The organism is Vibrio nigripulchritudo (genome assembly GCF_027924785.1).
GTDB lineage: Bacteria > Pseudomonadota > Gammaproteobacteria > Enterobacterales > Vibrionaceae > Vibrio > Vibrio nigripulchritudo.
Genome location: NZ_AP027049.1, coordinates 3,777,015 through 3,803,580, shown reverse-complemented (window position 1 = coordinate 3,803,580; position 26,566 = coordinate 3,777,015). Strand labels below are relative to the sequence as shown.

The window sequence follows — 26,566 nt, the reverse complement described above, 5'->3', positions numbered from 1 at the left end:
CTAATAGCTTATTCGGCCAATAGCGCTGTTAACATGCTGCTGTATTTAGCGGCTTGTTTGTCTTCCTTCAGGCGTTCAGCGCGAAGGATCGCTTTGAAATCGACCACTGCGGTGTCGAAGTCATCGTTTACAATGACGTAATCATACTCATTGTAATGAGAAATTTCAGATTGTGCTTCGTTCATGCGCTTGGCGATCACAGCTTCGCTGTCCTGACCGCGTGCGTTAAGACGACGTTCCAGCTCTTCTTTTGAAGGTGGAAGAATAAAGATGCTCTTAGCCAGCGGCATTTGCTCACGAATCTGACGCGCGCCCTGCCAGTCGATGTCTAAGAACACATCAATGCCTTTTTCCAGGTTTTCTTCAATCCACGGGCGTGATGTACCATAGTAGTTTCCGAATACTTCGGCGTATTCCAAAAACGCTTTCTGCTCAATCAGTTCTTCGAACTTATCTTTGCTGACAAAGTGATAATGGACACCATCTTCTTCACCAGGACGCATGCCACGAGTCGTATGAGATACAGAGACTTTCATCGCGTAGGTTGGGTTTTTCTCCAACAACGCTGAAATCAAGCTAGATTTACCTGCACCGCTTGGCGCTGACACTATGTATAACGTACCTTTACCCATGAAAATTCCGCTTGTTGATTCCTGGTTACCTGCCTGCAAGTTTAAATCACAGTAGGATAAGATGCCTAAAAAATGGGGCGAAAGGATAGCATTTTTTGTTCGATCATCTCAATGCTTGTCTTTGCTTTGACCGTACGTAAGGTTAATACTAATTCTTACGCTTTCCCAAAAAAGGAAAAGTGAATTTTATTCAAGACTTTGATTGCCTACTATGTAATTTAGGTAGTGCCCGTATTCGCAGTTTAACATAGGCTTTGCTATCTCTAATATTCTCTCTCTCGTAAGCCAGCCTTTGCGCCAGGCAATTTCCTCTAAACACGCAATTTTTAAACCTTGTACATTCTCTATAGCTTGCACAAATGAAGATGCTTCATGAAGGCTTTCCTGAGTCCCTGTATCTAACCACGCGAAGCCGCGACCTAGTAGTTGTAACTGCAAAGAATCATTTTCTAGATAAATTTGATTGAGGCTAGTTATCTCAAGCTCTCCGCTTGAAGATGGCTTGATTGTCTTGGCAAAACTAACGGCTTGATTGTCATAAAAATAAAGTCCGGGAATGGCATAGTTGCTTTTTGGTTTAACTGGCTTTTCTTCGATAGATAGTATTTTCAAATCCTCATTAAACTCTACCACACCAAATCGTTCAGGGTCTTTTACTTGATAACCTAAAATTGTGGCACCAGTACTTAGCTTCTGAGCGTTTAAGAGTATATTTGTAAATGACTGACCATAAAAAATATTATCTCCTAGTATCAAGCAAACTGAATCACCATTGATATATTCTTCGGCAATGATAAATGCTTCCACAATCCCATTTGGTTTTTGCTGACAAGCGTACTCAATTTTTATTCCAAAATTTTCTCCGTCACCAAGTAAACGTTTAAAATTATTCAAATCTTCAGGGGCTGTTATGATCAATATTTCCTGAATACCGGCGAGCATGAGAGTCGATATTGGGTAATAGATCATTGGTTTGTCGTAAACTGCCAGAAGGTGCTTGGAGATTCCTTTTGTCAATGGGAAGAGACGAGTCCCAGTGCCTCCAGCTAAAATAATACCTTTCATTTTGATAGTTACCCAAGCCAAGTGTTGTAAGAAAGTGGTATGAAATTCTGTTTCGAAATAATGTCTAGACCCTTTTAGCCAAATACCATTTAACTGTCTTTCTGAGACCTTGTTCAAATGTATGTTCGGGAAACCAGCTAAGTTCGTTTTGAATCTTCTTAGAATCGATAGCATACCTCTGGTCGTGACCTCGGCGGTCAGATACGTAGGTTATAAGATCTTTGTATTTATTTATGCCTAATGGTTTGTCTGGTGCCAAGTCTTCAAGTAACTCACATATTGATTCTACAACTTCAATATTTGTTTTCTCATTGTTACCACCAACATTGTATGTCTCACCTACAACACCTTTTACTGCGACGTTGTAAAGTGCTTTGGCATGGTCTTCAACGTACAACCAATCTCGAATCTGCAAACCATTTCCGTAAATCGGTATTGGTTTACCATTCAATGCGTTAGAGATAACTAGTGGGATGAGTTTTTCAGGAAACTGGTATGGTCCATAATTGTTCGAGCAGTTGGTTATCAGGGTAGGTAGGCTATAGGTTCGTTGCCACGCTCTAACCAAATGATCGCTAGATGCTTTTGAAGCAGAATAGGGACTACTGGGCTTATAGGAGCTTGTTTCCGTGAAATAGTCATCAGTTGACGCCAAATCTCCATAAACTTCATCAGTAGAAACATGATGAAATCGAAATTTATCTTTCTTTTCTTTGTTCAAGTTCTCCCAATAATGTCGAGAGACCTCTAGTAAGGAATATGTCCCAACTATGTTAGTTTGGATGAATGAGACGGGGTTATCTATAGAGCGATCTACATGTGATTCTGCTGCTAAGTGCAAAACTACACTTGGCTGGTATTCGTTGAATATTTTCAGGAGCTCATGCTGATTACATATGTCTAATTTTTCAAAATGGTAGCGAGGTGAGTTCTCTAACGATTTCACGGAATCTAAATTACCAGCGTAGGTAAGTTTATCGACGTTGATGACGGTGCTGCTAGTATTTTCAATAAGATACCTGATGACAGCAGAACCAATGAATCCAGCTCCGCCTGTTACTAAGAATGTCATAAAATAACCACCGTATATTAGGAGTTTGGGTATATCAAAGAACAGTGTCCTCTGCTTATTCTCTAGATTCTATGTTTGTCGTCCTAGTATTCAATTGCTACTTGGTCTTTGTTGACTGAATATATCCCGATACTGGGTTGTCTCACCGTTGAACAGAAGTTCTTGGGTAAGGGCATTAAAATCTCGACCTTGTTGGTATAAAGGCTCGACCCAAGGTTCTGAACAGTCGGCTTTTTGTAAAGTCACGGTGTCTTTCTGGATATGGAAACACTGTTGTAATTCATGATTGCTGGATTCAATGGTCACCATGTTTTTACCATCTACCCAAAAGAACAGGCTGCCGTCTGAGAAGCTCGATTGCCCGTTAAAGTTTTCATCCAGTAATGAACTGCCGGTAAACCAAGGAGCGGAACCCCCAAGCCAGTCAAGTATCGTCGCACCAACATCCCGCTGAGATACTGCGGTTTTGTGGTGCAGAGCCGGTACACTGCCGTCATTCGCGTAGATAAGGAACGGAATAGAGTTTTTGGCTAGACCTGGCTCGACAATCTTCGCGGTATGATCCGACATCATGACCACCAAAGTCGGCTCTTTCACCGTTTCATGCAGTTCCTTAATGAAGTCTTTTAACGCAAGATCGGCATAATGCATGGTGCTGCGACGAAGTTCAGGCATCGATTCTTTACCAAAAGTATAATCACTTTCGTTTGGCAGAATCGAGCCATGGGTGGTGCCTGTATTTATCGTGACGAAAAATGGTGAGTCAGAATCGCTGTTCTGAATTTCTTTGATTCGATCCATGGAGAAGCGATAAATGCTGTCGTCTTGGAATCCCCATTCGTTATGAGGCGCTTCAAAGTCAAAGTCTTCTTTACCGTAAGACTCGGTAAACCCAAGAGACTGAGAATAAGCTCCTACGATCCCTTTTCCGCTTCCCTGAATGAAACGGGTATCCCAGCCTTGTTCACGAAGCATATGCGGCAAGCATTTATATTTGCTGTTTTGAAGATGTGTGCCCGCCACGATACCACCATTTGGGTTCGGGAAGCTGCACATGCTGGCAAACACACCTTGAACAGTGCGATAGCCATCGGCATACATGGCATCTGCAGTCAGAGACTTAGTGCGCAGCTCATCGAAAAACGGTGTGGAGTGATGAGCGGGATTCTCACTATTCATGTCTATAGAAACCCAGCTCTCCAGTAAAATAAAGACGACATTCGCTTTTTTCAGATTACTGATATTCGGTCGGGTCTCATGATTGAGTGCGTTTTTAAATGCCTCTTGCACGGATTCATCTGGGCTTGCTGTTACGCGTGAAACCGACTTGTGTTTTCCATTCGCTAGATAGTAGGTCACGCTGTAGGGAGCGCTCCACGCCAGATACGCCTGATCGTTGTGACCAATCTTATAGGCACTCATCGGGGATTGAGGGGCGTCAAACCAACCACCTCGGATAAAAGTGACGGTAAGAACTAAGTAAGACAAAGTTGCCAACGTGTATTTGCCAACAGTGAGGCGGCTGGTTTTCATATTGACCCAACGGATACGCCAGACAATGGAAACTGACACTGCGCTTAGCATAAACCCCAGAATGATGAGAGGGTAATATAAAGTGAAAGCGGTAATCAGTACGGAATCCACCAGACCTGAAGCCGTAAACAATTCAAAGGTGACGTGTTTTCGCGCATCTTCAGCATAAATAGTGTCAGATGCTGTGGTGCCGATGATCCATAAAGATGCAAGCGCCGCCCATAAGCGTACTGCCCAGCGCATATCCAGGCGAATAAAGTTCAATACCAATAAGACTAATGCAGCAGGGGCGGTGAGCAATGCTGCGATGGTGGCATCAAATCTCAATCCGTAGAGCAAACTTAGAACGCCATCTGCACTGAAAATGCCGATAGGAATATAACTGGCAGCGGATAGAAAAATCAGTTTGCTGGAAAATGCCGTCAGCAAGAAGAATAGAAAGAGTTTTACGATGTTTCTTATCATTGTCTACTCGGGGTGTGGTCAGTATTCGCGTAGTAAGTAAGGCCAGAGTTCGTATTATGAGTTAACTGCCTGAAAAAGTTTCACATAGATTACCAGAACAAAAACAAAATCTCTCAACCTGTCTCTTTGACAAAGTAATTTCTTGCATGACTGACTAAGTTAGACACATTTTCAGGTACAAGAATGTGTGGAGTCACTCCCAAATCACAGTAGTAGCAACGAAAAAAGACGTTTTTTTAAATAGTTAGGTTAGGATCGTTTGTTTTTTAGGGACAACATGAAACATATTTATACATTGGAAGCTGATACTGTCTTTAAGCGGGTGGTGAGGCATCTTTTCTTAATACCAGTTAGCTTTTTGGCTGGAGCGGTTGGTATGCTAGTAGCACATTATGTTGCGTCATTGATAGGTATAGATCTTTCTGCCCCTACCAGTGAAACTGGAAACATTGGGTTTGTCGCATTGTTTTTTGGATGTGTAGCAACATTCGCTGTATTTTTATTAGGTTTATATCTAAGCGGCAAAGTGTGTAAAAAGCTTGATGTGTAGCTGAAACCAATGTGCCCGATGAAAACAGGTCGTTATTTTAGCGATCTCTCCCTTCTTGTTATTCGATGTTCTGGATCTACTCGCGCATTTATTCGATCAGCACTTTCAGTTCCACACCAGATGCCGTGATGTCGGTGACGTTCATTTGCAAGGCAGGCACCAATGTTTGTTAGTTGACATACAAGCCCAAATAGCTCAGGTGATTCTGGAAGCGGAAGTTTTAATGTTGGAGCGAGGTGTACTTTTTAAGCACTTGTAGGTGGTTACTTAATATGAAACACATATATACATTAGAAGCTGATTCTTTATTTAAACGAGTGGTGAGACACTTGCTTCTCATACCTGTAAGTTTTTTTACTGGCGCAGCCGGTATGCTGGCAGCGCATATTGGTGCGGAAATAATAGGTATTGATCTTTCTGCCTCAGCCAGTGAAACCGGAAACATAGAGTTTGTCGTCATGATGTTCATTGTTGGAGTAGCAACGTTTGCTGTATTACTCTTAGGGTTGCATTTAAGCGCTAAAGCCTGTGAAAAGCTTGGTGTGTAGCCGAAACGAACACCTCTAATGAAAACAGGTCACTATAATTAGTGACCCGTTTATTGTTTGATTTATTCGATGTTCTGGATCTGCTCGCGCATTTGTTCGATCAGCACTTTCAGTTCCACACCAGATGCCGTGATGTCGGTGCTAATGGACTTAGAGGCTAGGGTGTTGGATTCGCGGTTGAACTCCTGCATCATAAAGTCGAGTTTACGACCACATGCACCGCCTTTTTTAAGAATGTTATTGGCTTCTTTTACGTGTGAATCGAGTCTGTCTAGTTCCTCGGCAACATCGGATTTTTGAGCCAGTAGAATCAGTTCTTGCTCAACGCGAGAACCGTCCAGCTCAATTTTTGCTTCTTCGAATTTAGATAGCAGACGCTCACGTTGCCACTCTAGAATTTCTGGCATTCGAGAACGTACTTTGACGACTTGTTCAGTGATGGCTTCCAGGCGCTGTTCGATAAGCGCCTTCATGTTCGCACCTTCGCGTCCACGAGCATCAATGAAGTCTTTCAAGCCTTCATCAAATGCGCCAAGCAATTCTTTATTGATAGCGTCCATGTCTTGCTCTGGTGTTTCCATCACGCCTGGCCAGTTCATCACGTGGAAAGGATTGATGCGGCTTTCTTCGCCCGTCATCGACATCACTTGATTTGCAGCATTGATCACTTGCTTAGCCAAATCTTGATTGATAGTGATCTCACCTTTGGCTGCTGGATTAGCTTCAAAGCGCAGGTGACATTCCACCTTACCGCGCGCCAATTTCTTACGAAAACGCTCTCTCAGGATGGGCTCAAGACCTCGAAATTGCTCTGGCAATCGAAAGTAAGTTTCCAGATAACGCTGGTTTACGGAGCGAATCTCCCAAACTGCGCTGCCCCAGTCACCTTTGATTTCTTTTCGTGCATAAGCAGTCATGCTGTAGATCATTGAATTATCCTTTGCTCGCGGAGATGAAAATGTCGAATGGGCGGTATAGTAGCACAGTTGTGCATCAACAGGGATAGACGACCAAAGGCTTCAAATTTAGCTTAAAGAAAAAGGCAGCCAGTGCTGCCTTTCGATGAACCTTTTGGGTAAATTATTTCCAAAATTCAAGGCTGTTAAAGTTAGAGAACGTTTTTAATGCGCTTTCGTACTTAACTTTTAATGCATTGAATTGCTGGTCTGTCATTTGTGAATTTGATGTCGACAAGTTTCCAACTGCTTCGATGGCTGTCTTTGCACTGGACTGAAGAGTGTTGACAGGAATAGCTTTGCTCGCATCATTTAGCAAAGTGGTTGAAGATACTTTCTCTGAATTCGCTCCAGCAGATCCACAGCTTGTCCCTCGGTTCCAGCCTTTGTACCAAACCACTGGCGATTTTCCATCAGCAATTTGTTTAATCGTACAAGCATCAGGACTCAATCCAACCAGTCTATTTTCATTGTTAAAAATGTAGGCAATGAGGTCACCAGGATCGGCTGCAGAGTAATTATATTTAATGGCTACGCCACCCGAGACAGGTTGCTGGAACTGTTGAACTTGCGATACGGTGAAGTGCTCGGCATTTGACGTCACGGGTACTTTTTTCACGGTATCTGTTGCTGCCCAGTAATAAGGAGGAACATTCGTCGCTGACAATTGCGAAAATGTGTTTACTGTTGCGTCAGAGCTTTCGCTAAATTCATTTGTCCATTGGTAGGCTTTGTATGCGTATTTATCACCATCCGCTGATCCATAGTCAGAATAATGTTCAACCGTGTAAAGCCCGGAATTTAGTGCTTTATTAACTATCGCAACTTCGCCAACAAGTTGACCCTTAAAGCTAAACAAGAAACTAGACGATAGTTTTGAACCATCAGCACTGATTCTGTCTATTGAATATTGTGCGTTTGAACCTGTGCCAAATTGTTGGTAGAAAGTCAGCCCCTTACTGGACTTCGCCATCGCTTTTGACACTTTCCCTGCGTTAAATGAGCAGCTAGTGTCGCCATCGTTGGCTTCGAAAGCGACCGTTGCTCCGGCTTTGCTAACCACACACACTTTGTTACTCAGATTAAACTTCTTGTAAGTGTCCAGATAGACTTGCCCTTTGCCATTGGCGATATCAGAAATCGAGCGAAGTGTTTGAGGAGAGTTACCTGGTGAAAGCGTTTTTAGAGCCTCATCCAAGTTCATAAATTCTACTTTGTTTTGCTGAATTTTCTTGGCTGTATGGCTAATGGAAGCTTTCGATTTGTAGTAGCCCTGTAAGTTATTCAGCTCGCTGGCAAAAGAGGTGACACTCACTATGGAAGCACCAATAAGCAAAGCTAAGGTTGTCTTATTCATGTGGGTTTTCCTTATTCCGCAATTTATTCGAAGTGTTTTGGTGATTTGAAACCAGTTTGGTTGAGAGCACTGAATGATTCAGATCTTAACTGGCTGATCTGAGCTTCTGTAAGAGCGATATCAGGACGACTTTGTATGTTGAAAGATGATTTGTTATTAGAAGAGTTTTTGTTTGAAGAAGAGCCTGAGTCATCACTGCCACCGCCACATGCGGAAAGCGACGCTGCTATCGCTAAAATAAGGAATTTTTTCATTGAGTACCTCGCACTAGCTTGAAAACAAACGGTGTTTTTTTGTGCACACAAAATTACCATTATTGGAAAGACTCACTAAGCGATCTGGCTAAACATAATCGACAAGATGTTTAGTTCCCTCTTAACACGCCATACAGGTAGGCAGCCCGAGCGATTTCCTATATACTTTGCTCCCAATCCGATTCGCCTCCCTTATAAGGTAAAGATTCCATGCGTCCAGACGATCGCGCTGCGGACCAAGTTCGCCCAATCAAAATGACTCGTAGCTACACAGCGTATGCAGAAGGCTCTGTGCTGGTTGAGTTTGGCAATACCAAAGTACTGTGTAATGCCAGTGTGGAAGAAAACGTACCTCGTTGGCTGAAAGGTCAGGGTAAAGGGTGGGTGACAGCTGAATACGGCATGTTGCCTCGCGCCACGCACACTCGTAACCGTCGTGAGGCGGCGAGTGGCAAGCAAGGTGGACGTACGATGGAAATCCAGCGCCTTATTGCTCGTAGCCTACGCGCAGTAGTTGATTTGGAAGCCATGGGCGAAATTATGGTTACCGTTGACTGCGATGTAATTCAAGCTGATGGCGGAACGCGTACCGCGTCTATTTCCGGTGCAAGCGTTGCAATGGCAGATGCATTCCAACACCTGATTGACCAGGGCAAACTGAAAGCCAGCCCGATGAAAGGGCATGTGGCTGCAGTGTCGGTTGGTGTGGTCGAAGGCAAGGCGCTGTGCGATCTTGAATACGTTGAAGATTCCGCAGCAGACACGGATATGAACGTGGTCATGACAGAAGATGGTCGTATGATCGAAGTTCAGGGCACCGCAGAAGGCGAACCGTTCAGCCACGAAGAATTACTTGAGCTGCTGGCACTGGCGAAGACCGGTATTGGCACCATTGTAGAAACGCAGAAAAAAGCGTTAGAGAATTGATTTTGAAAGGTAGCTCCTCATTGAGGGGCTATTTTTTTGAGCAGAAGCCGGAGAAGGCATTCACCTTACTTGGTTTCGATTATAACCATCATTAGAGAGCGAAAAATGAAAGCATACCAGCGTGATTTTATTGAGTTTGCACTAGAGAAAGAAGTGCTTAAGTTTGGTGAGTTTACTTTAAAATCAGGTCGTAAGAGCCCTTACTTCTTCAACGCTGGCTTATTCAATACTGGGCGTGATTTGGCAAAGCTGGGTCGCTTCTACGCGGCTGCATTGGCAGATTCGGGTATTGAGTTTGATGTGTTGTTTGGTCCTGCATATAAAGGGATCCCTATCGCTACAACAACCGCGGTAGCATTGGCTGATCACCACGATGTGGACACGCCATACTGTTTTAACCGAAAAGAAGCCAAAGATCACGGCGAAGGCGGTAACCTGGTAGGTAGTGCACTTGAAGGTCGTATCATGTTGGTGGACGACGTGATTACTGCAGGCACAGCGATTCGTGAGTCGATGGAAATCATCAAAGCCAACGGTGCAGACTTAGCGGGTGTTCTGGTCGCGATTGACCGTCAAGAGAAAGGCAAAGGTGAACTGTCTGCCATTCAAGAAGTAGAACGCGACTTTGGTTGTGCAGTGATCTCAATTGTCAGCCTGACAGATTTAATTACTTACCTGGAAGAGAAGGGTGGTAACCCTGAGCAGCTTGAAGCGGTAAAAGCGTACCGAGCAGAATATGGAATTTAACTAACCAAAGTTAGTCACTTTCTGGACAACAAAAAAGACAGCCTTGGCTGTCTTTTTTGATTTTTTACAAAGAGTTAATCGTTGTAAAGATGTCCGCGTTCACTGCCGTCGTGCATGGTTTTGAATCGTCTGTGCATCCACATGTACTGGTCCATACCGCGTGTAATGACTTTCTCTATAGCATGGTTCATCACAACGGCTGCGCCTTCTGGATCCCGGCGCGGGAAGTTGGCACTGATATCGCTGTCGATTTCCAGGCAGTACTGGTTACCATCACGAAGGCTGGAAGCGGTAATAACTGCACATTTACCCATGTCTACCAGAAACCCGGTCCCTGAGGGGGTGCAAGCTTTGTCATAAGCAAAGAAGGGGACATACACGGAATTCTGACTGCCGTAATCTTGATCCGGCAGGTACCACAAGCGTCCACCTGATTTCAGGACTCGTACCATGCCGCGTACATCTTCGCGATCCACCATTTGATGGCCAAAACGAGTGCGCCCCCAGTTCTGAATAAAATCCACCGCTGGGTTTTCGTGAGGTCGATATACCCCATACCCTGGGGCAAACAAACTAAAGGCGCGTGCGGTGATTTCAAGGTTTAGCATGTGAGTACACACCACCAGTACACCTTTTCCCTGAGCTTCAAGATCAAGAACATGCTGATGATTCTTGAAGTTGATGATGCGTTTAAATCGCCATGTCGGCCAAAACCAGGCAATACCCGTTTCGATTAAAGCGAGACCAGAATTCTTGTAGACCTCATCGGTAATGCGCTGTTTTTCCGCTTCTTCCATATCTGGGAAACAAAGCTCAAGGTTTTTACGGATGATTTTGGCGCGCTTTTTTATCAATGGTGCAACAAGCTTCCCCAGACCTCTCCCCAATTTCTTAAGGACCGGGTAAGGAAAAATCGTCACAATTAGGGTAAGCAGCCCAAAACCAAACCAGACAAGCCAGTATCGAGGGTGGAGTAAACCTTTGTGGAAGGTGGCAGTTTCGAATTCTTTCATGAATGAATCACTGAATCTGCGCACTAAGTAGTGCCCAGTATTCCTCAAAATTGTCGGTTGGCTGATACTTAAAATCGGAACGGACAAAGCGGTTTAGGCTTCCCTCAACCTGACCAAGTAGCTGAGTCGCAAGGATGCTTTCGTCCACCGGGAAAGATTTGCCTTCACGCAATTTGCGTTCACGTAGGATCTGGCGAAGCTGAGTTTCGATGCGCTCGAATAGTTGATTGATGCGTTCTCTTAAACGCTCATTTTCAAACATCAGAGCGTGACCAGATAAAATACGTGTGAGACCCGGATTGCGTTCCGAAAATGCCAGAATGAGCTGCATGACGAGACGAATGCGTTGAAGTGTGTCTTTTTCTTCATCAAGGATGCGGTTGATACGTGACATCAGAGCATCTTCGATAAATTCGATTAGCCCTTCAAACATGCGAGCTTTGCTTGGGAAATGACGGTATAACGCGGCTTCTGAGACGCCTACCTGCTTGGCTAGTTTAGCTGTGGTAATGCGGGATGCCCCATCAGCGGATTCCAGCATCTCAGCCAGTGCCTGCAGGATTTCTTCACGACGATTGGATTTTCGGTTGCCGGTCATTCAGTCCATTCCTTAATTTTGGCAGAAAATTTACAAGCCAGCATTTTAGCGCCAGCTTGCAGAGTAGGCTAGAGATGAAGTCTCGATTTTCGCTGAATAGAGAAAATCGCATTTTTCAGTAGTCATTTAATACCACTGAATTTGGTGATTAGCTCAATTTCGATGCAATCTCTTTCATCAATGCTTTACCAAGTTCAGTTTTGCTGGTGGTTGGTAATATCTTATCGCCGTCTTGCCAGAATAGGTGGAGCGCATTGCTGTCGCTATTGAAACCAAGCCCCGAGATGGACACGTCGTTCGCACAAATCATATCGAGATTTTTCTTTGAAAGTTTGCGGCGAGCATAGGTTTCAACGTCTTGCGTTTCGGCGGCAAAGCCGACGGTGAATGGTCTGTTTTCTGAAAGCTGTGCTACCGAAGCGATGATATCTGGATTTTTCACCATGGTGACGGTCATGCTGTCGCTGTCATCAGTCTTCTTAATTTTCTGATCGGCAACAGATTCCGGGCGGTAATCGGCCACGGCGGCGCAGCCGATAAACACGTCACTCTTTATAGCTTGTTCAAGCGCGGCTTGATGCATCTCGACGGCACTGTCGACATTCATTCTTTGCACGCCTGCTGGGGTGGTCAAAGAAACAGGACCACTAATTAGGGTGACATTGGCTCCCAACTTTGCTGCAGCATCTGCAATGGCAAAGCCCATTTTTCCAGAGCTGTGATTGGAGATGTATCGAACCGGGTCGATCGCTTCGCGAGTGGGGCCTGCGGTGATTACGACGGTTTTGCCTGCAAGTTCAGAAGGTGTGAAAAATTCCTCGCAGAGCCCAACCAATTGCATTGGTTCAAGCATTCGACCTTTACCTACATCCCCACAGGCTTGCTCACCAGAAGCGGGTCCCCAAATATGCATTCCTCGATCGGCGAGTGTCTGAATATTGGTTTGAGTGGCTATATTGGCATACATTTGCTGGTTCATCGCTGGGGATACTGCAATAGGTGCGTCGGTTGCGAGTACTAATGTCGTCAGTAAATCGTTCCCCATGCCAGCAGCCATACGAGCAATAAGATCAGCGGTGGCAGGGGCAAGTAATACAAGATCCGCCCACTTTGCCAGCTCAATGTGACCCATCGACGCTTCGGCGGCAGGGTCTAGCAAGCTGTCGGAAACCGGTCTTCCAGAGACGGCTTGCATAGTGAGTGGCGTGATGAACTCTTTGGCTGCTTTAGTCATTACAACCTGAACCGTTGCACCTCGTTCAGTCAATCGACGCGTCAGCTCTGCACATTTATAAGCAGCAATCCCGCCGCTGATCCCTAACAGTATTTTCTTTCCAGCTAATGTCTGCATGTTTTGTTTCTCAAGCTATTCCTGTATATACCCAAACTGCCTGGAGACGCCTGATTCAGAGCTCTATCTTCTGTTTCAGTTCTAGAAAAAGAGCGAAGTGGAATGACGAGTCCTTTCCAAGCTCTTTGACGACGAAATGGGACAGAAGATAAGCTCCCAAGGGCGAGTTTACTTGGCTTTCATACTGCGTTATCGATTTTAGATTTAGAACCACTAGATCTTCAAATCGATGTCTTGTCTGAAAGCCAAGTCCTTCTCGCTGAATATAGCGTCTTCAGGCAGTTTGGGTATCAACCTTACCATATCTACCGCAGCCCGCGAGCGCTGGTGTGAATCCCAGTCATTTAAATCTCAGAGCTATGAAGTTGTCTATAAGACCTGACAGTTTGTTGTTCGCTTTCTTTCTGGGTTATTGAGGTCAATATTTGGTATTGAACCGTATATTTTTCATGTGGTTATATTTTGACCTTAATCAATAAAGGTTGAGATAAATTTCTGACTCATTAATGAGAACTACACAGGTGCATGTGATTAATTGACTGAAATTGAAGATAAATAAGCAAATGCTCATTTATTCATCTAATTTGTCGATAAATCCAATCGATTTTTTGCGTTGTTCTTTTTTTCATCACTTATTTTTAATGGCTCATACATAGTGTGGTTTTTGTAAAACAAGCTGTGTTGTCAGGTGTTTACTTGCTGCCACCTATGTGATGTCGGAATACCAAACAGACAATGTTTGGGCAATTTAAGGAAGACAACAATGAAAATAAAAGCACTGGTAACATTGAGCGCGCTATCGCTTAGCGTGCAAGCCCAAGTGTCTTCACAGGAGCCTGTTCAACCGATAGAACCTGTTGAAGGCTTAAATCCATCCTTGGTGAAACTGGGAAAAAAGCTGTGGTTTGACCCACGTTTGTCCAAATCAAACGCCATATCTTGTAATTCTTGCCATAACCTCGCGACTGGAGGGGTAGATAACCTTCCCAGCTCTATTGGTCATGGCTGGCAAATCGGTCCTATTAATTCTCCCACTGTTCTTAATGCCGAGCTGAACTTTGTGCAGTTCTGGAACGGAAGAGCGGAGGATCTCAAAGCTCAGGCTGCAGGCCCTATTGAAAACCCAAAAGAAATGGCGTTTACCCATACTTTGGCGGTCGATACCATTAAATCCATTCCGGGATACCAAGTTCTATTTAAAGAAGCGTTTGGTAAGAAGGAATTTGATATTGATGAGGTGACGATTGCCATTGCGGAGTTTGAGAAGACACTGAGAACCCCGAATGCTCCCTTTGATTTGTGGTTAAAAGGAGACAAAACCGCTCTGACAGATACACAGAAAGAAGGATATGCCTTGTTTAAACAGAAAGGCTGTACCGCTTGTCACGCAGGACCTCTTTTGGGTGGGCAGATGTATCAAAAAATGGGCTTGGTGAAGCCGTTTGAAACCAACAACCCAGATGAAGGACGAAAAGCGATAACGGGGAACGACTTTGATCGCTTCGTGTTTAAAGTCCCGACTCTTAGAAATGTGGAATTGACTTACCCATACTTCCACGACGGCTCAGAGTGGGATCTCAAACAAGCGGTGAAAACAATGGCAGACATCCAGTTAGGTCAGCCGTTAACGGATGGAGAAGCGACTAAGATTACCGAGTTCCTTAAGTCTTTAACTGGGGATCAACCCAAGGTGGTACTGCCTGCACTGCCACCTTCAACGGTGAATACACCAAGACCAGACGTAGGTTAAGCTCGGTCAGATGCGGGAATCTGTTTCCCGCATCTGAATGGAATTAACCAAATCCTCAGTTTCATGAAGTTCTAAAGTCGCTCGAAGATTCCGCAATCTGGATTGATAACATACGCTATCCCTTATCCAATACGCCCAATTTTATGATTGGAGTAGGCGGTATGAGCATCAAGCATCTTCCCTCAGAATCCCAACCCAGAGAAAAATTACTTCATCAGGGACCCAGTGCTCTAACGGATGCTGAGTTATTGGCAATTTTTTTAAGAACGGGCATTAAAGGCACCAACGTTATTGAATTGGCTTCTCTCTTGTTAAAAGAGTTTGGATCGCTGAGGGCGTTGTTTTCTGCAAGCTTAGAAGAGTTTTGCCTACGTAAAGGCTTGGGGCAGGCGAAATACGTGCAACTTCAAGCCGTACTGGAAATGACTCAGCGTTACCTAGGCGAAACGTTGAAGCGAGGAGATGCACTGACCAGCCCAGAACACACCAAGCTTTATCTTTCGAGTATTTTGCGAGATAGGCATCGAGAAGCCTTCTATATACTGTTTTTAGACAACCAGCACCGGGTGATTCAGGATGAAGTGATGTTCGAAGGTACCATTGACGCGGCTTCTGTGTATCCAAGAGAAGTGGTCAAGCGGGCGCTCCATCATAATGCTGCGGCGCTCATTCTTGCCCATAACCATCCTTCTGGTGTGGCGGAGCCCAGTCAGGCAGACCGAAGAATCACACGCCGGTTGGTGGATGCGACGGCATTGGTAGATATCCGTATTTTGGATCACTTTGTGATTGGAGATGGCGAGGTGGTGTCTTTTGCAGAAAGGGGGTGGATATAAAAGCTTATGACCTTTTTCGCATGAAAACCGTCATAAAAATAGAAAGATAGGTACCAAGGCTTGCAGAGTGGGAATTTAGCCTGTGGGAAAGTCACATTTTTGTTGTCTGGTGGTCAGAATCTGCTATCATCCCCGCACTGAAATTTTTGAACCTCAATCAGCTCTGCCTAAAAAAGATCTCGAAAACCTTGAAAAAGGATCTGTTCGGGACTTGAGCAATGCATATCAAGTTAGTATAATGCGCGACCTTTGATAGCCTTGTATGGGTATTCCATAACGGTTTTTGGCCTCCAGTCTTCTAATGATAGATAGAGAGGTTCGGCCACCAAGGTTGATATCGAGCTGAAACGATTTGGAGAAGACATTCATGTCCCGAGTATGCCAAGTAACTGGTAAGCGTCCAGTAACGGGTAACAACCGTTCACACGCACGAAATGCTACCAAGCGTCGTTTTCTGCCGAACCTACAAACTCATCGTTTCTGGGTAGAAAGCGAAAAGCGCTTTGTTAAACTACGTCTAACTGCTAAGGGTATGCGTATCATCGATAAGAAAGGCATCGAAGCTGTTCTTGTTGATATCCGTGCTCGTGGCGAGAACGTATAAGAGGAATTGAACAATGGCTAAAGGCATTCGTGAGAAAATCCGTCTAGTATCTTCTGCTGGAACTGGTCACTTCTACACAACTGACAAAAACAAGCGTAACATGCCAGGCAAATTTGAGATCAAAAAGTTTGATCCAGTTGTACGCAAGCACGTTATGTACAAAGAAGCGAAAATCAAGTAATTGATTTTTAAAATCTTTGTAAAAATTTAAAACCCAGTCAATCGACTGGGTTTTTTATTGCCTGCTCTCCGAGGTGAGATTCAGAATGCTTTATAAAAACGGGAACAAATACTGTTTATCTACCGATACCGCAACCCACTCTTTTTCCCAATTCTGAAGTAACCAAAAGCTCGGTGTTTGATAAAATGTGATTCTCGCAGGCTCTTCGACGTTTGAGTACCAAACTTCTAGAGTCCTGGCCGGGGGAAGGTTGTCTTTTAGTTTGTTGTAAGTGGCTTGATCTACGGAAGTCCCTGTCAACTCTGTCCAGCGAAGTGCAGCTTGAAGCGGTTCAACAGACAACTGTCTGGTCGATTGCCATTCGTTATTCGTATTTTCTACTGACCACTGTGCAAAGTGCAGTGCGACCGGCTTTTCATTGGGGTCCAATACATAAGGTAAAGCGCTTGTCTGCCCTAAACCAAAATGTTCCCGAAGAACACTAGGGGCATTGATGACGGCGATGAATGCCAAGATCGCTAAGATCAGAACGTTATTCCAGCCACGGCGGGATAGCTTCATTGAGTGCCTCAAACAGAAGTATTTATGTATATAATACTACGCTATTGCTACGCAGACAGTCTAATCAAGGATTTAAGATGCCAGAGTTGCCAGAAGTTGAAGTGAGTCGATTGGGTATTACGCCTCATCTAAAAGGGCAGAAGGTCAAAGCCATACACGTCAGGCAACCGAAACTCAGATGGATGGTGCCAGATAGTATTCAATCGTTGGTTGGAGAAGAGATCGTAGACATTACTCGCCGCGCCAAATACCTGATGATTGAAACCAAAGCAGGCAGTGCCGTGGTGCACTTGGGGATGTCTGGCAGCTTAAGAATTCTAGATGCGATGATCGAACCAGGAAAGCACGATCATGTGGATCTGGTTTTGAAAAATGGCAAAGTGCTTCGCTACAACGATCCTCGTCGCTTTGGTTCCTGGCTTCATGCAGAGCCGGGTGAACAACATGAAGTATTAAGCCACCTTGGTCCAGAGCCTCTTACTGAAGAGTTCAGCCTTGAATATTTTGTAGATAAAGCCAAGCGTAAAAAAACGGTGGTGAAGCAGTTCATCATGGACAATAAAGTGGTGGTAGGGGTGGGAAACATCTACGCCAACGAGTCACTGTTTATGTCTCGTATTCATCCGCAAACTCCTGCCAATCAACTCACCGATGATGCGCTCGCATTACTGCATAAAAATATTATTGCTGTATTGGAAACCGCAATTAAGCAAGGCGGGACGACGTTAAAAGACTTCAACCAAGTGGACGGCAAACCGGGCTACTTTGCTCAGGTGTTGCAGGTGTATGGACGTACTGGAGAACAGTGCCAAGCGTGTGAAGCTGAAATTGAAGAGGTGAAGATCGGGCAGAGAAACACCTTCTACTGCCCGGAATGTCAGCCGCTTGAGCGTTCCTGATATTTATCTTCTAGCGCTTTAGCAACAATGGCGGGAACAAACTGCTCGACATTTCCGCCATGAATCGCGACTTCTCGGACTATGGTAGAAGAGATAAACGCATGCTCTTCTGCTGGCGTTAGAAAAACACTTTCCAGACCAGGTAATAGGCGGCGGTACATGTTGGTTAAACCAAATTCGTACTCAAAGTCGACCGTGGTTCTCAGACCCCGAATCAAAACATTGGCTTGCTCATCACGGGCAAAGTCCACCATGAGACCAGAAAAACCCTTTGATGTGACATTATCCAAATGCTTAGTGACTTCCTGAGTGAATGTGACTCGTTCTTCTAAGCTGAACATGGTGTTCTTACTTGGGCTTTCCGCTACCGCAACGATCACTTCATCAAACATGGTTGCGGCACGTTCAATAAGATCGAGGTGACCGTTGGTCACAGGGTCAAAAGTACCAGGGTAAATGACTCGAGAAATGCGTTTTGGCGACACTGCTTACTCACTTTTTATATTCGTTAATCTGCTGTCATCATAGCAAAAAACGCTCAAACTTCGCCATGGAAGTGGTTATCATGTGGGGCGAACCACGACCTAGGAATCACAATGAAAAAAATACTGGTTATTCGAAACGATAAAATTGGCGACTTTATGTTGGCATGGCCAAGCTTCGCCATGCTCAAGCAGTCTCTACCCAACGTTGAAATAACCGCCTTGGTTCCAAACTACACCAAAGCTTTGGCAGAGATGTGCCCGTGGATTGATGCTGTGATGGTGGATTGCGGTCCTAAAGCCGCCAAGACAGACAAAAATGAACTTGTCTCAGCTTTACGTGCGGAGCAGTTTGATGCGTCAATCAACTTGTTTTCGACGACTTATAATGCCTCTCTAGTATGGAAAGCGAAAATCCCATATCGGCTTGCGCCAGCGACTAAGATCGCACAGATTTTCTATAACAAGCGAATCAAACAAAAACGCTCTCAATCGGCGAAACCGGAGTTTGAATACAATCTGGATCTCATTCGCTCATTTCTATCGGATAATGGTCACAAGATTATTGAGCCAAGTGCGCCTTATTTGGATTTGAAAGCGGATGTTTTGGCTGCACAAAAGGACAAATTGGCAAATCAGTTGGAAATATCCCAAGACAAACCTTGGGTGTTTGTTCATGCCGGAAGTGGTGGCTCGGCCAATAACCTGTCTTTGAAGCAGTACTCAACGTTTATTCAAAATTGGCAGCTTGATAGTGAATACATTCTTACGGCGGGACCGGGAGAAGAAGAAAAAGCACTTGAGCTTCAAGTGTTGCTAAGTCAATTGGGCGTAGAGTCAGTCGTATACAGCAAAAATGATGGCTTGGTCGATTTCACTCAATCCATCGCCTGCGCGGATCTCTTTATTGCTGGTTCAACTGGACCGCTGCACATTGCTGCGACTCTAGATGTCCCAACAGTCGGGTTCTTCCCAAGAAAACGCTCCGCTACACCACTTCGCTGGCGACCTATCAACTCAGAAGGCAAGCACATTGCGTTTTGCCCACCAGAAGCCAGCAGTAAAGAACAACAAGAAGACATGTCGCGGATTGATGTGTTGGAGTGCGCGGAAGAAACCAATAAGTGGTGGGTAAATCTGAATTAGTTTATCCAAGGATATTTCGTATTACAGCTTGTAGTGTTGATCGTTATCTCGTGCCCACAAGTCCGCGTATTTGATGAAGGTTGAATGCGCTGACAGCAGTGCAATTAAGAAGCCTTGTTTTCCATCCAAGAACCCTCGTTTCAATACATACATTTTGATAAAACATGCCAACGCATGAACGATTCCTTGGGAAAGAGACGCTTTCTTACCTTTCGCCTGCCTTTGGTCTGCCCACGCCTTGCCGTATCCAGCTGATTTAACGAGGTAATGATTTAGATTGTTGTACGTATAGTGGTGTAGATCACCCTCAAGTGATTCAATCTTCATGTTGTCGTCGGTGATGACTTTTTCATGGACCAACGCATCGTTGTAACTGGTGAGCTTTGTTGGGTAAAGCCTAAGCACTCTGTCTGGGTACCATCCACTGTGCTTGATGTATCGACCAAATACCCAGCTTAATCTTGGTATCTGAAAAACGGTGGATGAAGGGCTTTTTTCCAATGCAATCTGAATGTTGCCTTTTAGTTCTGGCGTAACTCTTTCATCAGCATCTAGCCAGAACAGGTAATCCGATTCGACATAGGATTGAGCGAGCTGACGTTGAGGTCCAAAGCCTTTCCAGTCAGTATTCACATAGAACTTATCAGTGAACTTCTTTGCAATCTCTTCTGTATTGTCTGTGCTTCCTGAATCCAGAATAACGATTTCATCAACCCACTCATGGACAGTCGAGAGGCACTGTTCTAGATGTGCAGCTTCGTTTTTAACTATAAGAGCAACGGCAAGAGTAGTTGGTCTGCTCACGATGATTCCTTTTTGTTCGTTAGGAGTCGGCTAACAACAGTTTCAAATTGGTTAATAACCATATCAGAAGTAATACGCTCCATGGCATTCGGATCTTTCACTCTGGTTCGCCATGGAAGTTCATCTGATGTTTTCCCTGTTTCTTCCAAAATAGCTTCGTTATAAACAGAGACAACGTTATCAAGCTGAAAATAGGGACCAGTCCTTACAGGATTATGGTGTGCGTACAACCCTATGACCGGAGTTTGCATTGCATTTGCGATGTGCGTCGGACCCGAATCCGGAGCAACGAGAAGATCAGCTTGGTCTATAATCGCGATCATCTGACTTATCGTAGTCTCTCCAACCAAATTATTAATTTGGGTGTCCTCAAAATGGTTCACGATGTCGTGTGCTAGTGCTATCTCGGTCTTATCAGGGCTGCCAATAAGCGTAACTTTCCAACCTAGGTTGAGAGCATGGCTTATTAAATCTTGGTAACCTTTTGTCGTCCAGTTTTTGTAGGCTTTGCTGGTTGCTGGAGCAATAACTAAGTTTGAGCCTGATTTTGATAGCTGATCTGTTGCCCAATTTTTGTCTGATTCAGAGAGCGGAATATTCCAGAGTGGTGTTAAATCTTCTACACCAATTGCTTCAGCAAATCCCATCATTCCATCTAGCACATGCTTTTTGTCAGAGCTTTTGATTCTTTCGTTGATAAACAAGTGCTGGAGATCTTTACTGCGGTTTTCATCAAATCCGATTTTACGTTTTGCCTTAATACCCAAAGCGACAAAACTAGCGCGCAATGCGTATTGCATATGCAAAAGGACATCAAATTGGTGGTCTTTGAGTTTTTTCCAAATATCAAAGTAGTCTCTCATACCATTGTTTTTATCGAATGGTATGACTTCAACGTTAGGAATTAGCTGGATAAGGTGCGCTTCTACTGCACCGCATACCCAAGTTATTCTCGCAGAAGGGTAATGTTTCTGAATCGCCTGGACAGCCGAAATGGCATTGCAGACGTCTCCGAGAGCGGAGAGTCTGACAATGCAGATTGATTCAGGTACCAGCTTATTCTTCACAATATGAATACATTAAAATAGTGAACATAGAGATATATTACTTAACTTTTAGTCTCGGAAAAAACGGATAATTTAACAGCACCGTCTTCATCTATATCGACAAACCTTGAGTCGTACCCGTTGAGCAATCCGTTAAACAAAACGCCTTTATCGCAAGAACCAATAGGGACGTCTCTGTTTAAGGCTTTCGCTATCATCTCGCTGAAATTTTTATGGAAGAGCTTTTTACAGTCTGCATAAGGTTTGACGATGGTATTGTAGATACTCTGAGAGTTCGTTAGCACAATACCAGGAACCATATAGGATGCTGGTAAATCCAAAGAGCGACTGATTCGCTTTCCGTCAACGTGTGTACCGTGGTCGGAAGTAATGAAAATGATCCAAGGCTTAGATTTAGATTTTTCTTTAACTTGTTCTATGATCGCCTTGATATTTAAGTCTGTGTAGTACACAGAGTTTTCATATTCCTTCAACTCGGTACCGGTACCGAAGACTTTTTTATCACTAGGAGATTTTGCGTCAAACGGAGCATGACTTCCATTTGGTTGTAATACTGCAAAAAATGGCTCTTGAAGCTCCAAATTTGCGAACTGATCAATGGCGAGTCTGTCATCTGACTCCTGCCTGTCATTAAAGCGACTATCCATGAGTGGGGGGGTAAAGTAGTGGTCACTATATTTGCCTGCTATCAGCTTATAGATGTGATTCACATAGCTTTCTCCCTGTGTGCTTAGATAAGTCGTTTCATAACCAGCAAGTTTTGCGTATCGGAACAAACTTGTATTGAATGAAGATGCCTGCTTTCTCGCATCCGGCTTATCAATCATGTGGAAAAATCGCACACTTGACGGCATCGTGGCGGCTGCCCCAGCGACGGTTTCTTTTGATAATGCGTGTATGTTGCTGTCTTCAATGAGCTGGCTAATTATTGGTGTTGTGTCTAAATGATAGCCATACTCTCCCATGTATTTTGAGCTTAGGCTCTCCCCAAAGTAAATGAAGATATTAGGAGTTTCAGACGAGCTGTTTCTTAAATCCTGATACTCATCTTGTCTGAAACTCGAGTATAGATTTCCCCCCGTTGCATCGGAAATAAGCATAGAAGCAAAAATACCGTATGAGTTGTGAAAAGATCGAATTAGACTGTGCGTGTCTTTCGTGAATCTCTTCTCAATCTTTTCTGGATAAAGCAAGCCATCTCTAATGGGTTGGAATATAAAAATTAACAAGATGAGTATATTAACTGCTTTGTAACCAGATGAGTCTTTAGCAAGTCTATAGCACCAATACAGTAGGGCTATTGATACGGCAATAAAAGCCAAAGATTTCAATATAATTGAGAGGCTCAGCTTAGGGAGGATATTGACCACTTCAGACAGGTTTTCAAAGAACAGATAGAGATTTACAGGATCGATCCACCCTCCATAAAAAAGTGCGTTTGAACTTTGAAAAATCAATGCGATAGAGATAAACGCAGAAAGAAAGACCTTGAATTTCTTAGTTGAAAAAACGATAAGTAAGCTAAGCACTAGAGAGATTTGCAAACTCTCAGAAATATTTTGGCTAGACGTAATATCTGTAATTGAACGCAGCAGATATTCGGTGAAATACAAGGTTGCTGAAAGCAATACAGTAAGCAATAAAGTATTACGTAGTTTGTGTTTTAAGGTCATGCTTTTTGTTCAACTTGGTTTTAATGTCTGAATATGTTGTATCGCTGGTTAGTCAGTGAAATGCTTGTCTTTCATACTACCGATTACCCTGGCAGGGTTTCCACCCAGAATGATGTCATCCTGATTGAATGGTTTGTGAATATGCGTCGAGGTAGCAACCACGCAATTACTTCCGATTGAGGTCCCTTTGTTCATAGTCACTCTTGCGCCGAGCCACGTATTATTTCCGATAGTAACAGAGGAGTTTGGGTTTAATCTTGTGTCTTGCTTAGTGTCGAAGATAGGGTGAAAGTCAGTGTCCATAATGATGGTTTGCCATGAAATAAGGCAACTTTCACCAATATGGACTTCTTTTTCACAGACTATAGTGGACTCACCAGTGAGGTTTGTTCTAGCTCTAATATTAAGTGCCCCATCCACAAATAGTTTGCAGCCAGTACCGATTTTTACTCGCTCGCCCAGTGTTATCTTTCCGGATTTTCCTAATGACCAAAGCATGCGAGAGCGGTGACTATCAGCAACTTGAACTTGAACTTGACCAAAGCCAAATCGGATTTTCCCGGTTTTTGCTGATTTGGGAATGTCTAGCTTCCCGCTTAAGCGTAAAATTCTAACTCGGTGAGATACGACGATAGGTAGCCTAATGGCTTGAGGAAACGGCAAATACCAAAAATTAAAGAGAATGCTTTTTGGTATTGCTCGGCAATAGAGGTAGATCTTTGCTAATGGTTTAACGAGACTCATGTTTACCTTTTTCTGGTTCTAGGAAACGTGTTTCTTCCACATTAAGTTCCACAATCTCATTCGACAAAAACGATAAAACCTGTAGCTTTCACGTGTGATCTTATAGAAGAAGTGAACTTTTGTTTTAGCGTCCAATTGTATATGGGTGCCTAAATCATTGGGCGCAGATACTATTGGAGGCTCAATGCCAACAGAAGGTACTTTATGTAAATAAGAGCTTCCAATAAAGTAGTCAACCGAGTAACACCATCTTGAACTTGCTTCAAGAAATGCCTTAGCACCTGCTGGTGATATTGAATAGCCACCAGTTCGCATATCATTGGAATCCCAATACACCAAGTCGAAGGACTCGTCTACTGATTGAATTCTAGACTGCTTGCCCGACTGTGTTTCTAGCCGTACATAACCGTATTTAGTATGAAGTTCTTTGAGTTTACTGAGTATTTTGCTAAAGCCATCTAATGGGATGGCGTCATCTTCGAGAACAACAATAGGTTTATCCAATTCGATACACTTTTGCCAAAGCAAATAGTGGCTTGCATAACATCCACGCTCTCCACTCGAAAGAGGTCGGCTTTTATATACTTTTCGAAATTGGTCATCAGGTAAACCGATAAGCTCGCTAGGTAACCCCTTGTGCCCGTTGACAGCATCAAAGATGGAATAGCTTAGCTCTGTTTCGTCAAGAATACTTGTGATTCTTGAACGTCTCTCAGTGGCTTCCGCCAAACTTATGATGAAGATGTCCATGGTCTATTAACTGTATCTGCTGACTTAGTTCGGGATGTAGTTTAACATAGCAACACAAGACCACGCATAATAAAGTTCTTCTAATTCATATGAGTAAATTGATTCATGCCATTTGGCTTGGTAACAAAATGCCCCCTCTTTCCCATGCCTGTGTTAATGACTGGAAAAAACAAGGGTATGAAGTGAAACTATGGACAGATTCGTCTGAGCAGGTTTTAAGTTGGATTGATGAATGCGAGTTTACAAAAGAGTGTTACAAGAGAGGGCTTTTTGCATTCGTTAGTGATTATCTAAGAATTCGCATTTTATTTGAGTTTGGTGGCTTGTACTTAGACACGGATGTGACGATAGTGCGAGAACCGTTTCCGTTATTTAGTGACTGCGATTTCTGCGTTGGACGTGAAAATGATAGTTTGGTTGGCACTGCCTCTATTTTTGCAAAACGCTCAAACGAAGTTTTAAGTAAATTGTTGGATTTCTATCAAAAAGGCATAATGGAGTCTGACTTGTACATGGGACCAGATATCATGACGCGGATACTTGAGGAGTCTCAAGATGATAGTTCAGTTAAAATATTAGATACGGAGTACTTTTTTTCCTATCAGGGGCAAGCTATTGAATTTTCTCATCCAGATAATGCATATTTGATACATTGGTATCAGCATACTTGGGAAAACAATGAGATTCCTTATTTAAAATCTAAACATAAAGGACTTCTTGGCAAATTGTATGAATACCAGAAGCCCCTATTTAGATGGAAATAAGCTAGCTTTTTAACGAAGCTTGATACTTTTCGTATCTTTGGGATAAAGGAATGGTATAGATTGCAGCCATAAGGACGGTATATGTCCATAGCCCGGCCTTCATATACCAAAAAGATTCGAAAGTATTGACGACTAGCCAGTAGACTAAAAACATAATAGCTAGATATTTGATATATTGAATATTTTCTTTGCCTTTAGTTGATTTAAATAAATCTATTATTGGAAATATTAAGATAGCAAAACCTAGTAATAGGCCCAGAAGACCAAACCTGAGTAAGGTGGCTATATATGAATTATGTACATGTTTGAATTCGATAGCGATACGTTGTGGTAGTCGTGATGATTGTTCAATTATAAATGCTTCGGCTCCATTACCAAATCCCAACAAAGGGCTTTTGATGATCCACATAGCCGACTCGAGCCACAACTGAACTCTAATGCCAACGCTTGTATAAGGTATGTTTGAAAAGTCTCCAATCAGAATATAATCGGTTATAACATAAAGCTCTGAACTTAATCTTTGATAAATAATGTCAGAATTTCGTCCTATTAAAATTACTATAATTGTAATAGCAAGAATAAACATTATGCTTTTAATGTTCAATTTATCTTTAATGTAATAACCATAAAGGCTTGTGCATATAATGGCTGCCGTAATTCCGAGTATAGCTTGTCGAGTTTGTAATACAATTTGAATGATAATTAGGAACGCCATTACTAATAAACAGGTTAATAATGTGGCGATGTTTTTCTGTGAATCTTTAATGAGTCTAGAAAGAAAGAGCAAAGAAATTAAAATCGATGCACCAATAATTAAAGCACCGTGCTGAGCATTTCTATAGTCAAATTCTACCCGTCTACCTGATAAACCCAAGGAGATTTGTTCGAGAATAGGTGCATGATAGTTGAGCGTGAAAATAGAACCCAAAACAAAGCAAACTAGCATAGTCCAGATGTACTTTTCATTACCTCTCAGCCAAAATGCGATAAAGAAAAAAATAAAAAACTCAAGAAATCTTCCTAGCTGTGGTGAATCAGTAGCTATATCTGGATGAAATTGTAAGGAATAAATCCAGCTACTTAGTTGGACCATCAATGCTATAGGCAATAGCCATAGCAGTTTTTCTTTTTTAAAAAAAGACCAATGGACTATTAACGTTGCCAAAGACGCCAATAAAAAAAAAGTTTAAAAAATATCAGCAAATAACCGCCATGAATCCTTAAATGCTGCATATAC

The 26,566-nt window shown here is 43.3% G+C and carries 29 protein-coding genes; 12 read left to right on the top strand and 17 right to left on the bottom strand.

Annotated elements, in window-relative coordinates; translation table 11 throughout:
- Positions 1–8: 8 nt before the first annotated feature.
- The 4 genes from gmk to QMG91_RS17385 all read right to left on the bottom strand — a co-directional run bounded on the left by gmk (position 9) and on the right by QMG91_RS17385 (position 4,767).
- Positions 9–632, bottom strand: coding sequence for a guanylate kinase (gene gmk, locus QMG91_RS17400; protein ID WP_004405946.1), 624 nt, complete (start codon positions 630–632; stop codon positions 9–11).
- Positions 633–818: 186 nt separating this feature from the next.
- A complete protein-coding gene (gene rfbA / locus QMG91_RS17395) occupies positions 819–1,697 on the bottom strand; it encodes a glucose-1-phosphate thymidylyltransferase RfbA (protein ID WP_281827917.1) in 879 nt (292 codons plus the stop codon).
- A 64-nt stretch (positions 1,698–1,761) separates the two neighbouring features.
- A complete protein-coding gene (gene rfbB, locus QMG91_RS17390) occupies positions 1,762–2,769 on the bottom strand; it encodes a dTDP-glucose 4,6-dehydratase (protein ID WP_281827915.1) in 1,008 nt (335 codons plus the stop codon).
- Between the two features lie 90 nt (positions 2,770–2,859).
- Positions 2,860–4,767, bottom strand: a complete 1,908-nt coding sequence (locus QMG91_RS17385; RefSeq protein WP_281827913.1) for an LTA synthase family protein — start codon at positions 4,765–4,767, stop codon at positions 2,860–2,862.
- A gap of 277 nt (positions 4,768–5,044) precedes the next feature.
- Between QMG91_RS17385 and QMG91_RS17380 the strand changes: the two genes are divergently transcribed.
- Positions 5,045–5,317 carry a hypothetical protein gene (locus QMG91_RS17380; protein ID WP_281827911.1) on the top strand — a complete coding sequence of 91 codons (273 nt, stop codon included), beginning with the start codon at positions 5,045–5,047 and terminating at the stop codon, positions 5,315–5,317.
- A gap of 272 nt (positions 5,318–5,589) precedes the next feature.
- Complete coding sequence (locus tag QMG91_RS17375) at positions 5,590–5,865, top strand: hypothetical protein (protein WP_223095565.1); 276 nt, start codon at positions 5,590–5,592, stop codon at positions 5,863–5,865.
- Positions 5,866–5,927: 62 nt separating this feature from the next.
- Here the strand turns inward: QMG91_RS17375 and QMG91_RS17370 are convergent, their stop codons facing one another.
- Together QMG91_RS17370 and QMG91_RS17365 are read right to left on the bottom strand one after the other, a co-directional pair.
- A complete protein-coding gene (locus QMG91_RS17370) occupies positions 5,928–6,794 on the bottom strand; it encodes a YicC/YloC family endoribonuclease (protein ID WP_281827908.1) in 867 nt (288 codons plus the stop codon).
- A gap of 151 nt (positions 6,795–6,945) precedes the next feature.
- Positions 6,946–8,178, bottom strand: coding sequence for a hypothetical protein (locus tag QMG91_RS17365; RefSeq protein ID WP_281827906.1), 1,233 nt, complete (start codon positions 8,176–8,178; stop codon positions 6,946–6,948).
- Positions 8,179–8,313: 135 nt separating this feature from the next.
- Between QMG91_RS17365 and QMG91_RS17360 the strand changes: the two genes are divergently transcribed.
- The 3 genes from QMG91_RS17360 to pyrE all read left to right on the top strand — a co-directional run bounded on the left by QMG91_RS17360 (position 8,314) and on the right by pyrE (position 10,106).
- Positions 8,314–8,454, top strand: coding sequence for a hypothetical protein (locus tag QMG91_RS17360; protein ID WP_281827904.1), 141 nt, complete (start codon positions 8,314–8,316; stop codon positions 8,452–8,454).
- Positions 8,455–8,642: 188 nt separating this feature from the next.
- Positions 8,643–9,359 carry a ribonuclease PH gene (gene rph / locus QMG91_RS17355; RefSeq protein WP_281827902.1) on the top strand — a complete coding sequence of 239 codons (717 nt, stop codon included), beginning with the start codon at positions 8,643–8,645 and terminating at the stop codon, positions 9,357–9,359.
- 105 nt (positions 9,360–9,464) lie between these two features.
- Positions 9,465–10,106, top strand: coding sequence for an orotate phosphoribosyltransferase (gene pyrE, locus QMG91_RS17350; protein WP_022605216.1), 642 nt, complete (start codon positions 9,465–9,467; stop codon positions 10,104–10,106).
- 74 nt (positions 10,107–10,180) lie between these two features.
- On the opposite strand, the gene lpxL is transcribed toward pyrE, so the two are convergent.
- The 3 genes from lpxL to coaBC all read right to left on the bottom strand — a co-directional run bounded on the left by lpxL (position 10,181) and on the right by coaBC (position 13,068).
- Positions 10,181–11,119 carry an LpxL/LpxP family Kdo(2)-lipid IV(A) lauroyl/palmitoleoyl acyltransferase gene (gene lpxL / locus QMG91_RS17345; RefSeq protein ID WP_281827899.1) on the bottom strand — a complete coding sequence of 313 codons (939 nt, stop codon included), beginning with the start codon at positions 11,117–11,119 and terminating at the stop codon, positions 10,181–10,183.
- Between the two features lie 7 nt (positions 11,120–11,126).
- Positions 11,127–11,717 (bottom strand): nucleoid occlusion factor SlmA, encoded by a 591-nt coding sequence (gene slmA / locus QMG91_RS17340; protein ID WP_004405494.1) that lies wholly within the window; start codon positions 11,715–11,717, stop codon positions 11,127–11,129.
- Positions 11,718–11,865: 148 nt separating this feature from the next.
- Positions 11,866–13,068, bottom strand: coding sequence for a bifunctional phosphopantothenoylcysteine decarboxylase/phosphopantothenate--cysteine ligase CoaBC (gene coaBC, locus QMG91_RS17335; RefSeq protein ID WP_281827896.1), 1,203 nt, complete (start codon positions 13,066–13,068; stop codon positions 11,866–11,868).
- Between the two features lie 763 nt (positions 13,069–13,831).
- Between coaBC and QMG91_RS17330 the strand changes: the two genes are divergently transcribed.
- From QMG91_RS17330 to rpmG, 4 genes are all read left to right on the top strand, one after another.
- Positions 13,832–14,818 (top strand): cytochrome-c peroxidase, encoded by a 987-nt coding sequence (locus QMG91_RS17330; protein WP_281827894.1) that lies wholly within the window; start codon positions 13,832–13,834, stop codon positions 14,816–14,818.
- Between the two features lie 161 nt (positions 14,819–14,979).
- Positions 14,980–15,654, top strand: coding sequence for a RadC family protein (gene radC, locus QMG91_RS17325; protein ID WP_022552053.1), 675 nt, complete (start codon positions 14,980–14,982; stop codon positions 15,652–15,654).
- 367 nt (positions 15,655–16,021) lie between these two features.
- The gene (gene rpmB, locus QMG91_RS17320; protein ID WP_004405487.1) at positions 16,022–16,258 is read left to right on the top strand and encodes a 50S ribosomal protein L28; all 237 of its coding nucleotides are present in this window, start codon (positions 16,022–16,024) and stop codon (positions 16,256–16,258) included.
- A gap of 13 nt (positions 16,259–16,271) precedes the next feature.
- Positions 16,272–16,439, top strand: coding sequence for a 50S ribosomal protein L33 (gene rpmG / locus QMG91_RS17315; protein ID WP_004405486.1), 168 nt, complete (start codon positions 16,272–16,274; stop codon positions 16,437–16,439).
- Positions 16,440–16,529: 90 nt separating this feature from the next.
- Here rpmG and QMG91_RS17310 read toward each other — a convergent pair whose 3' ends face one another.
- Positions 16,530–17,000, bottom strand: a complete 471-nt coding sequence (locus QMG91_RS17310; protein WP_022596477.1) for a hypothetical protein — start codon at positions 16,998–17,000, stop codon at positions 16,530–16,532.
- Between the two features lie 77 nt (positions 17,001–17,077).
- On the opposite strand from QMG91_RS17310, the gene mutM reads away from it, so the two are divergent.
- Complete coding sequence (mutM, locus tag QMG91_RS17305; RefSeq protein WP_281827890.1) at positions 17,078–17,899, top strand: bifunctional DNA-formamidopyrimidine glycosylase/DNA-(apurinic or apyrimidinic site) lyase; 822 nt, start codon at positions 17,078–17,080, stop codon at positions 17,897–17,899.
- Here the strand turns inward: mutM and coaD are convergent.
- On the bottom strand, positions 17,878–18,384 hold the full coding sequence (gene coaD, locus QMG91_RS17300) for a pantetheine-phosphate adenylyltransferase (protein ID WP_022552050.1): 507 nt from the start codon (positions 18,382–18,384) through the stop codon (positions 17,878–17,880). The genes mutM and coaD overlap by 22 nt on opposite strands.
- A 111-nt stretch (positions 18,385–18,495) precedes the next feature.
- On the opposite strand from coaD, the gene QMG91_RS17295 reads away from it, so the two are divergent.
- Positions 18,496–19,527, top strand: coding sequence for a glycosyltransferase family 9 protein (locus QMG91_RS17295; protein WP_281827889.1), 1,032 nt, complete (start codon positions 18,496–18,498; stop codon positions 19,525–19,527).
- 21 nt (positions 19,528–19,548) lie between these two features.
- Here QMG91_RS17295 and QMG91_RS17290 read toward each other — a convergent pair whose 3' ends face one another.
- Genes QMG91_RS17290 through QMG91_RS17270 form a run of 5 tightly spaced genes read right to left on the bottom strand, consistent with a single transcriptional unit; the run spans position 19,549 to position 24,565 of the window.
- The gene (locus QMG91_RS17290) at positions 19,549–20,331 is read right to left on the bottom strand and encodes a glycosyltransferase family 2 protein (RefSeq protein ID WP_281827888.1); all 783 of its coding nucleotides are present in this window, start codon (positions 20,329–20,331) and stop codon (positions 19,549–19,551) included.
- On the bottom strand, positions 20,328–21,398 hold the full coding sequence (locus QMG91_RS17285) for a glycosyltransferase family 9 protein (protein WP_281827887.1): 1,071 nt from the start codon (positions 21,396–21,398) through the stop codon (positions 20,328–20,330). Before QMG91_RS17285 ends, QMG91_RS17290 begins: the two co-directional genes overlap by 4 nt.
- 41 nt (positions 21,399–21,439) lie before the next feature.
- Positions 21,440–23,071 carry a sulfatase-like hydrolase/transferase gene (locus QMG91_RS17280; protein WP_281827886.1) on the bottom strand — a complete coding sequence of 544 codons (1,632 nt, stop codon included), beginning with the start codon at positions 23,069–23,071 and terminating at the stop codon, positions 21,440–21,442.
- Positions 23,072–23,119: 48 nt separating this feature from the next.
- Entirely contained in the window at positions 23,120–23,815 is a 696-nt protein-coding gene (locus tag QMG91_RS17275) for an acyltransferase (protein ID WP_281870107.1), read from the bottom strand.
- 18 nt (positions 23,816–23,833) lie between these two features.
- Positions 23,834–24,565: a glycosyltransferase family 25 protein gene (locus tag QMG91_RS17270; protein WP_281827884.1), complete on the bottom strand. Its 732-nt coding sequence runs from the start codon at positions 24,563–24,565 to the stop codon at positions 23,834–23,836.
- 89 nt (positions 24,566–24,654) lie between these two features.
- Between QMG91_RS17270 and QMG91_RS17265 the strand changes: the two genes are divergently transcribed.
- Entirely contained in the window at positions 24,655–25,329 is a 675-nt protein-coding gene (locus QMG91_RS17265) for a glycosyltransferase family 32 protein (protein WP_281827883.1), read from the top strand.
- Position 25,330: 1 nt separating this feature from the next.
- On the opposite strand, the gene QMG91_RS17260 is transcribed toward QMG91_RS17265, so the two are convergent.
- Positions 25,331–26,494: an O-antigen ligase family protein gene (locus QMG91_RS17260; protein WP_281870106.1), complete on the bottom strand. Its 1,164-nt coding sequence runs from the start codon at positions 26,492–26,494 to the stop codon at positions 25,331–25,333.
- Positions 26,495–26,566: the final 72 nt, after the last annotated feature.

Excerpts from the sequence above, each read along its gene's own strand:
- gmk (WP_004405946.1), bottom strand. The coding sequence starts at position 632 with ATGGGTAAAGGTACGTTATACATAGTGTCAGCGCCAAGCGGTGCAGGT.
- rfbA (WP_281827917.1), bottom strand. The coding sequence starts at position 1,697 with ATGAAAGGTATTATTTTAGCTGGAGGCACTGGGACTCGTCTCTTCCCA.
- rfbB (WP_281827915.1), bottom strand. The coding sequence starts at position 2,769 with ATGACATTCTTAGTAACAGGCGGAGCTGGATTCATTGGTTCTGCTGTC.
- QMG91_RS17385 (WP_281827913.1), bottom strand. The coding sequence starts at position 4,767 with ATGATAAGAAACATCGTAAAACTCTTTCTATTCTTCTTGCTGACGGCA.
- QMG91_RS17380 (WP_281827911.1), top strand. The coding sequence starts at position 5,045 with ATGAAACATATTTATACATTGGAAGCTGATACTGTCTTTAAGCGGGTG.
- QMG91_RS17375 (WP_223095565.1), top strand. The coding sequence starts at position 5,590 with ATGAAACACATATATACATTAGAAGCTGATTCTTTATTTAAACGAGTG.
- QMG91_RS17370 (WP_281827908.1), bottom strand. The coding sequence starts at position 6,794 with ATGATCTACAGCATGACTGCTTATGCACGAAAAGAAATCAAAGGTGAC.
- QMG91_RS17365 (WP_281827906.1), bottom strand. The coding sequence starts at position 8,178 with ATGAATAAGACAACCTTAGCTTTGCTTATTGGTGCTTCCATAGTGAGT.
- QMG91_RS17360 (WP_281827904.1), top strand. The coding sequence starts at position 8,314 with ATGTTGAAAGATGATTTGTTATTAGAAGAGTTTTTGTTTGAAGAAGAG.
- rph (WP_281827902.1), top strand. The coding sequence starts at position 8,643 with ATGCGTCCAGACGATCGCGCTGCGGACCAAGTTCGCCCAATCAAAATG.
- pyrE (WP_022605216.1), top strand. The coding sequence starts at position 9,465 with ATGAAAGCATACCAGCGTGATTTTATTGAGTTTGCACTAGAGAAAGAA.
- lpxL (WP_281827899.1), bottom strand. The coding sequence starts at position 11,119 with ATGAAAGAATTCGAAACTGCCACCTTCCACAAAGGTTTACTCCACCCT.
- slmA (WP_004405494.1), bottom strand. The coding sequence starts at position 11,717 with ATGACCGGCAACCGAAAATCCAATCGTCGTGAAGAAATCCTGCAGGCA.
- coaBC (WP_281827896.1), bottom strand. The coding sequence starts at position 13,068 with ATGCAGACATTAGCTGGAAAGAAAATACTGTTAGGGATCAGCGGCGGG.
- QMG91_RS17330 (WP_281827894.1), top strand. The coding sequence starts at position 13,832 with ATGAAAATAAAAGCACTGGTAACATTGAGCGCGCTATCGCTTAGCGTG.
- radC (WP_022552053.1), top strand. The coding sequence starts at position 14,980 with ATGAGCATCAAGCATCTTCCCTCAGAATCCCAACCCAGAGAAAAATTA.
- rpmB (WP_004405487.1), top strand. The coding sequence starts at position 16,022 with ATGTCCCGAGTATGCCAAGTAACTGGTAAGCGTCCAGTAACGGGTAAC.
- rpmG (WP_004405486.1), top strand. The coding sequence starts at position 16,272 with ATGGCTAAAGGCATTCGTGAGAAAATCCGTCTAGTATCTTCTGCTGGA.
- QMG91_RS17310 (WP_022596477.1), bottom strand. The coding sequence starts at position 17,000 with ATGAAGCTATCCCGCCGTGGCTGGAATAACGTTCTGATCTTAGCGATC.
- mutM (WP_281827890.1), top strand. The coding sequence starts at position 17,078 with ATGCCAGAGTTGCCAGAAGTTGAAGTGAGTCGATTGGGTATTACGCCT.
- QMG91_RS17295 (WP_281827889.1), top strand. The coding sequence starts at position 18,496 with ATGAAAAAAATACTGGTTATTCGAAACGATAAAATTGGCGACTTTATG.
- QMG91_RS17280 (WP_281827886.1), bottom strand. The coding sequence starts at position 23,071 with ATGACCTTAAAACACAAACTACGTAATACTTTATTGCTTACTGTATTG.
- QMG91_RS17275 (WP_281870107.1), bottom strand. The coding sequence starts at position 23,815 with ATGAGTCTCGTTAAACCATTAGCAAAGATCTACCTCTATTGCCGAGCA.
- QMG91_RS17270 (WP_281827884.1), bottom strand. The coding sequence starts at position 24,565 with ATGGACATCTTCATCATAAGTTTGGCGGAAGCCACTGAGAGACGTTCA.
- QMG91_RS17265 (WP_281827883.1), top strand. The coding sequence starts at position 24,655 with ATGAGTAAATTGATTCATGCCATTTGGCTTGGTAACAAAATGCCCCCT.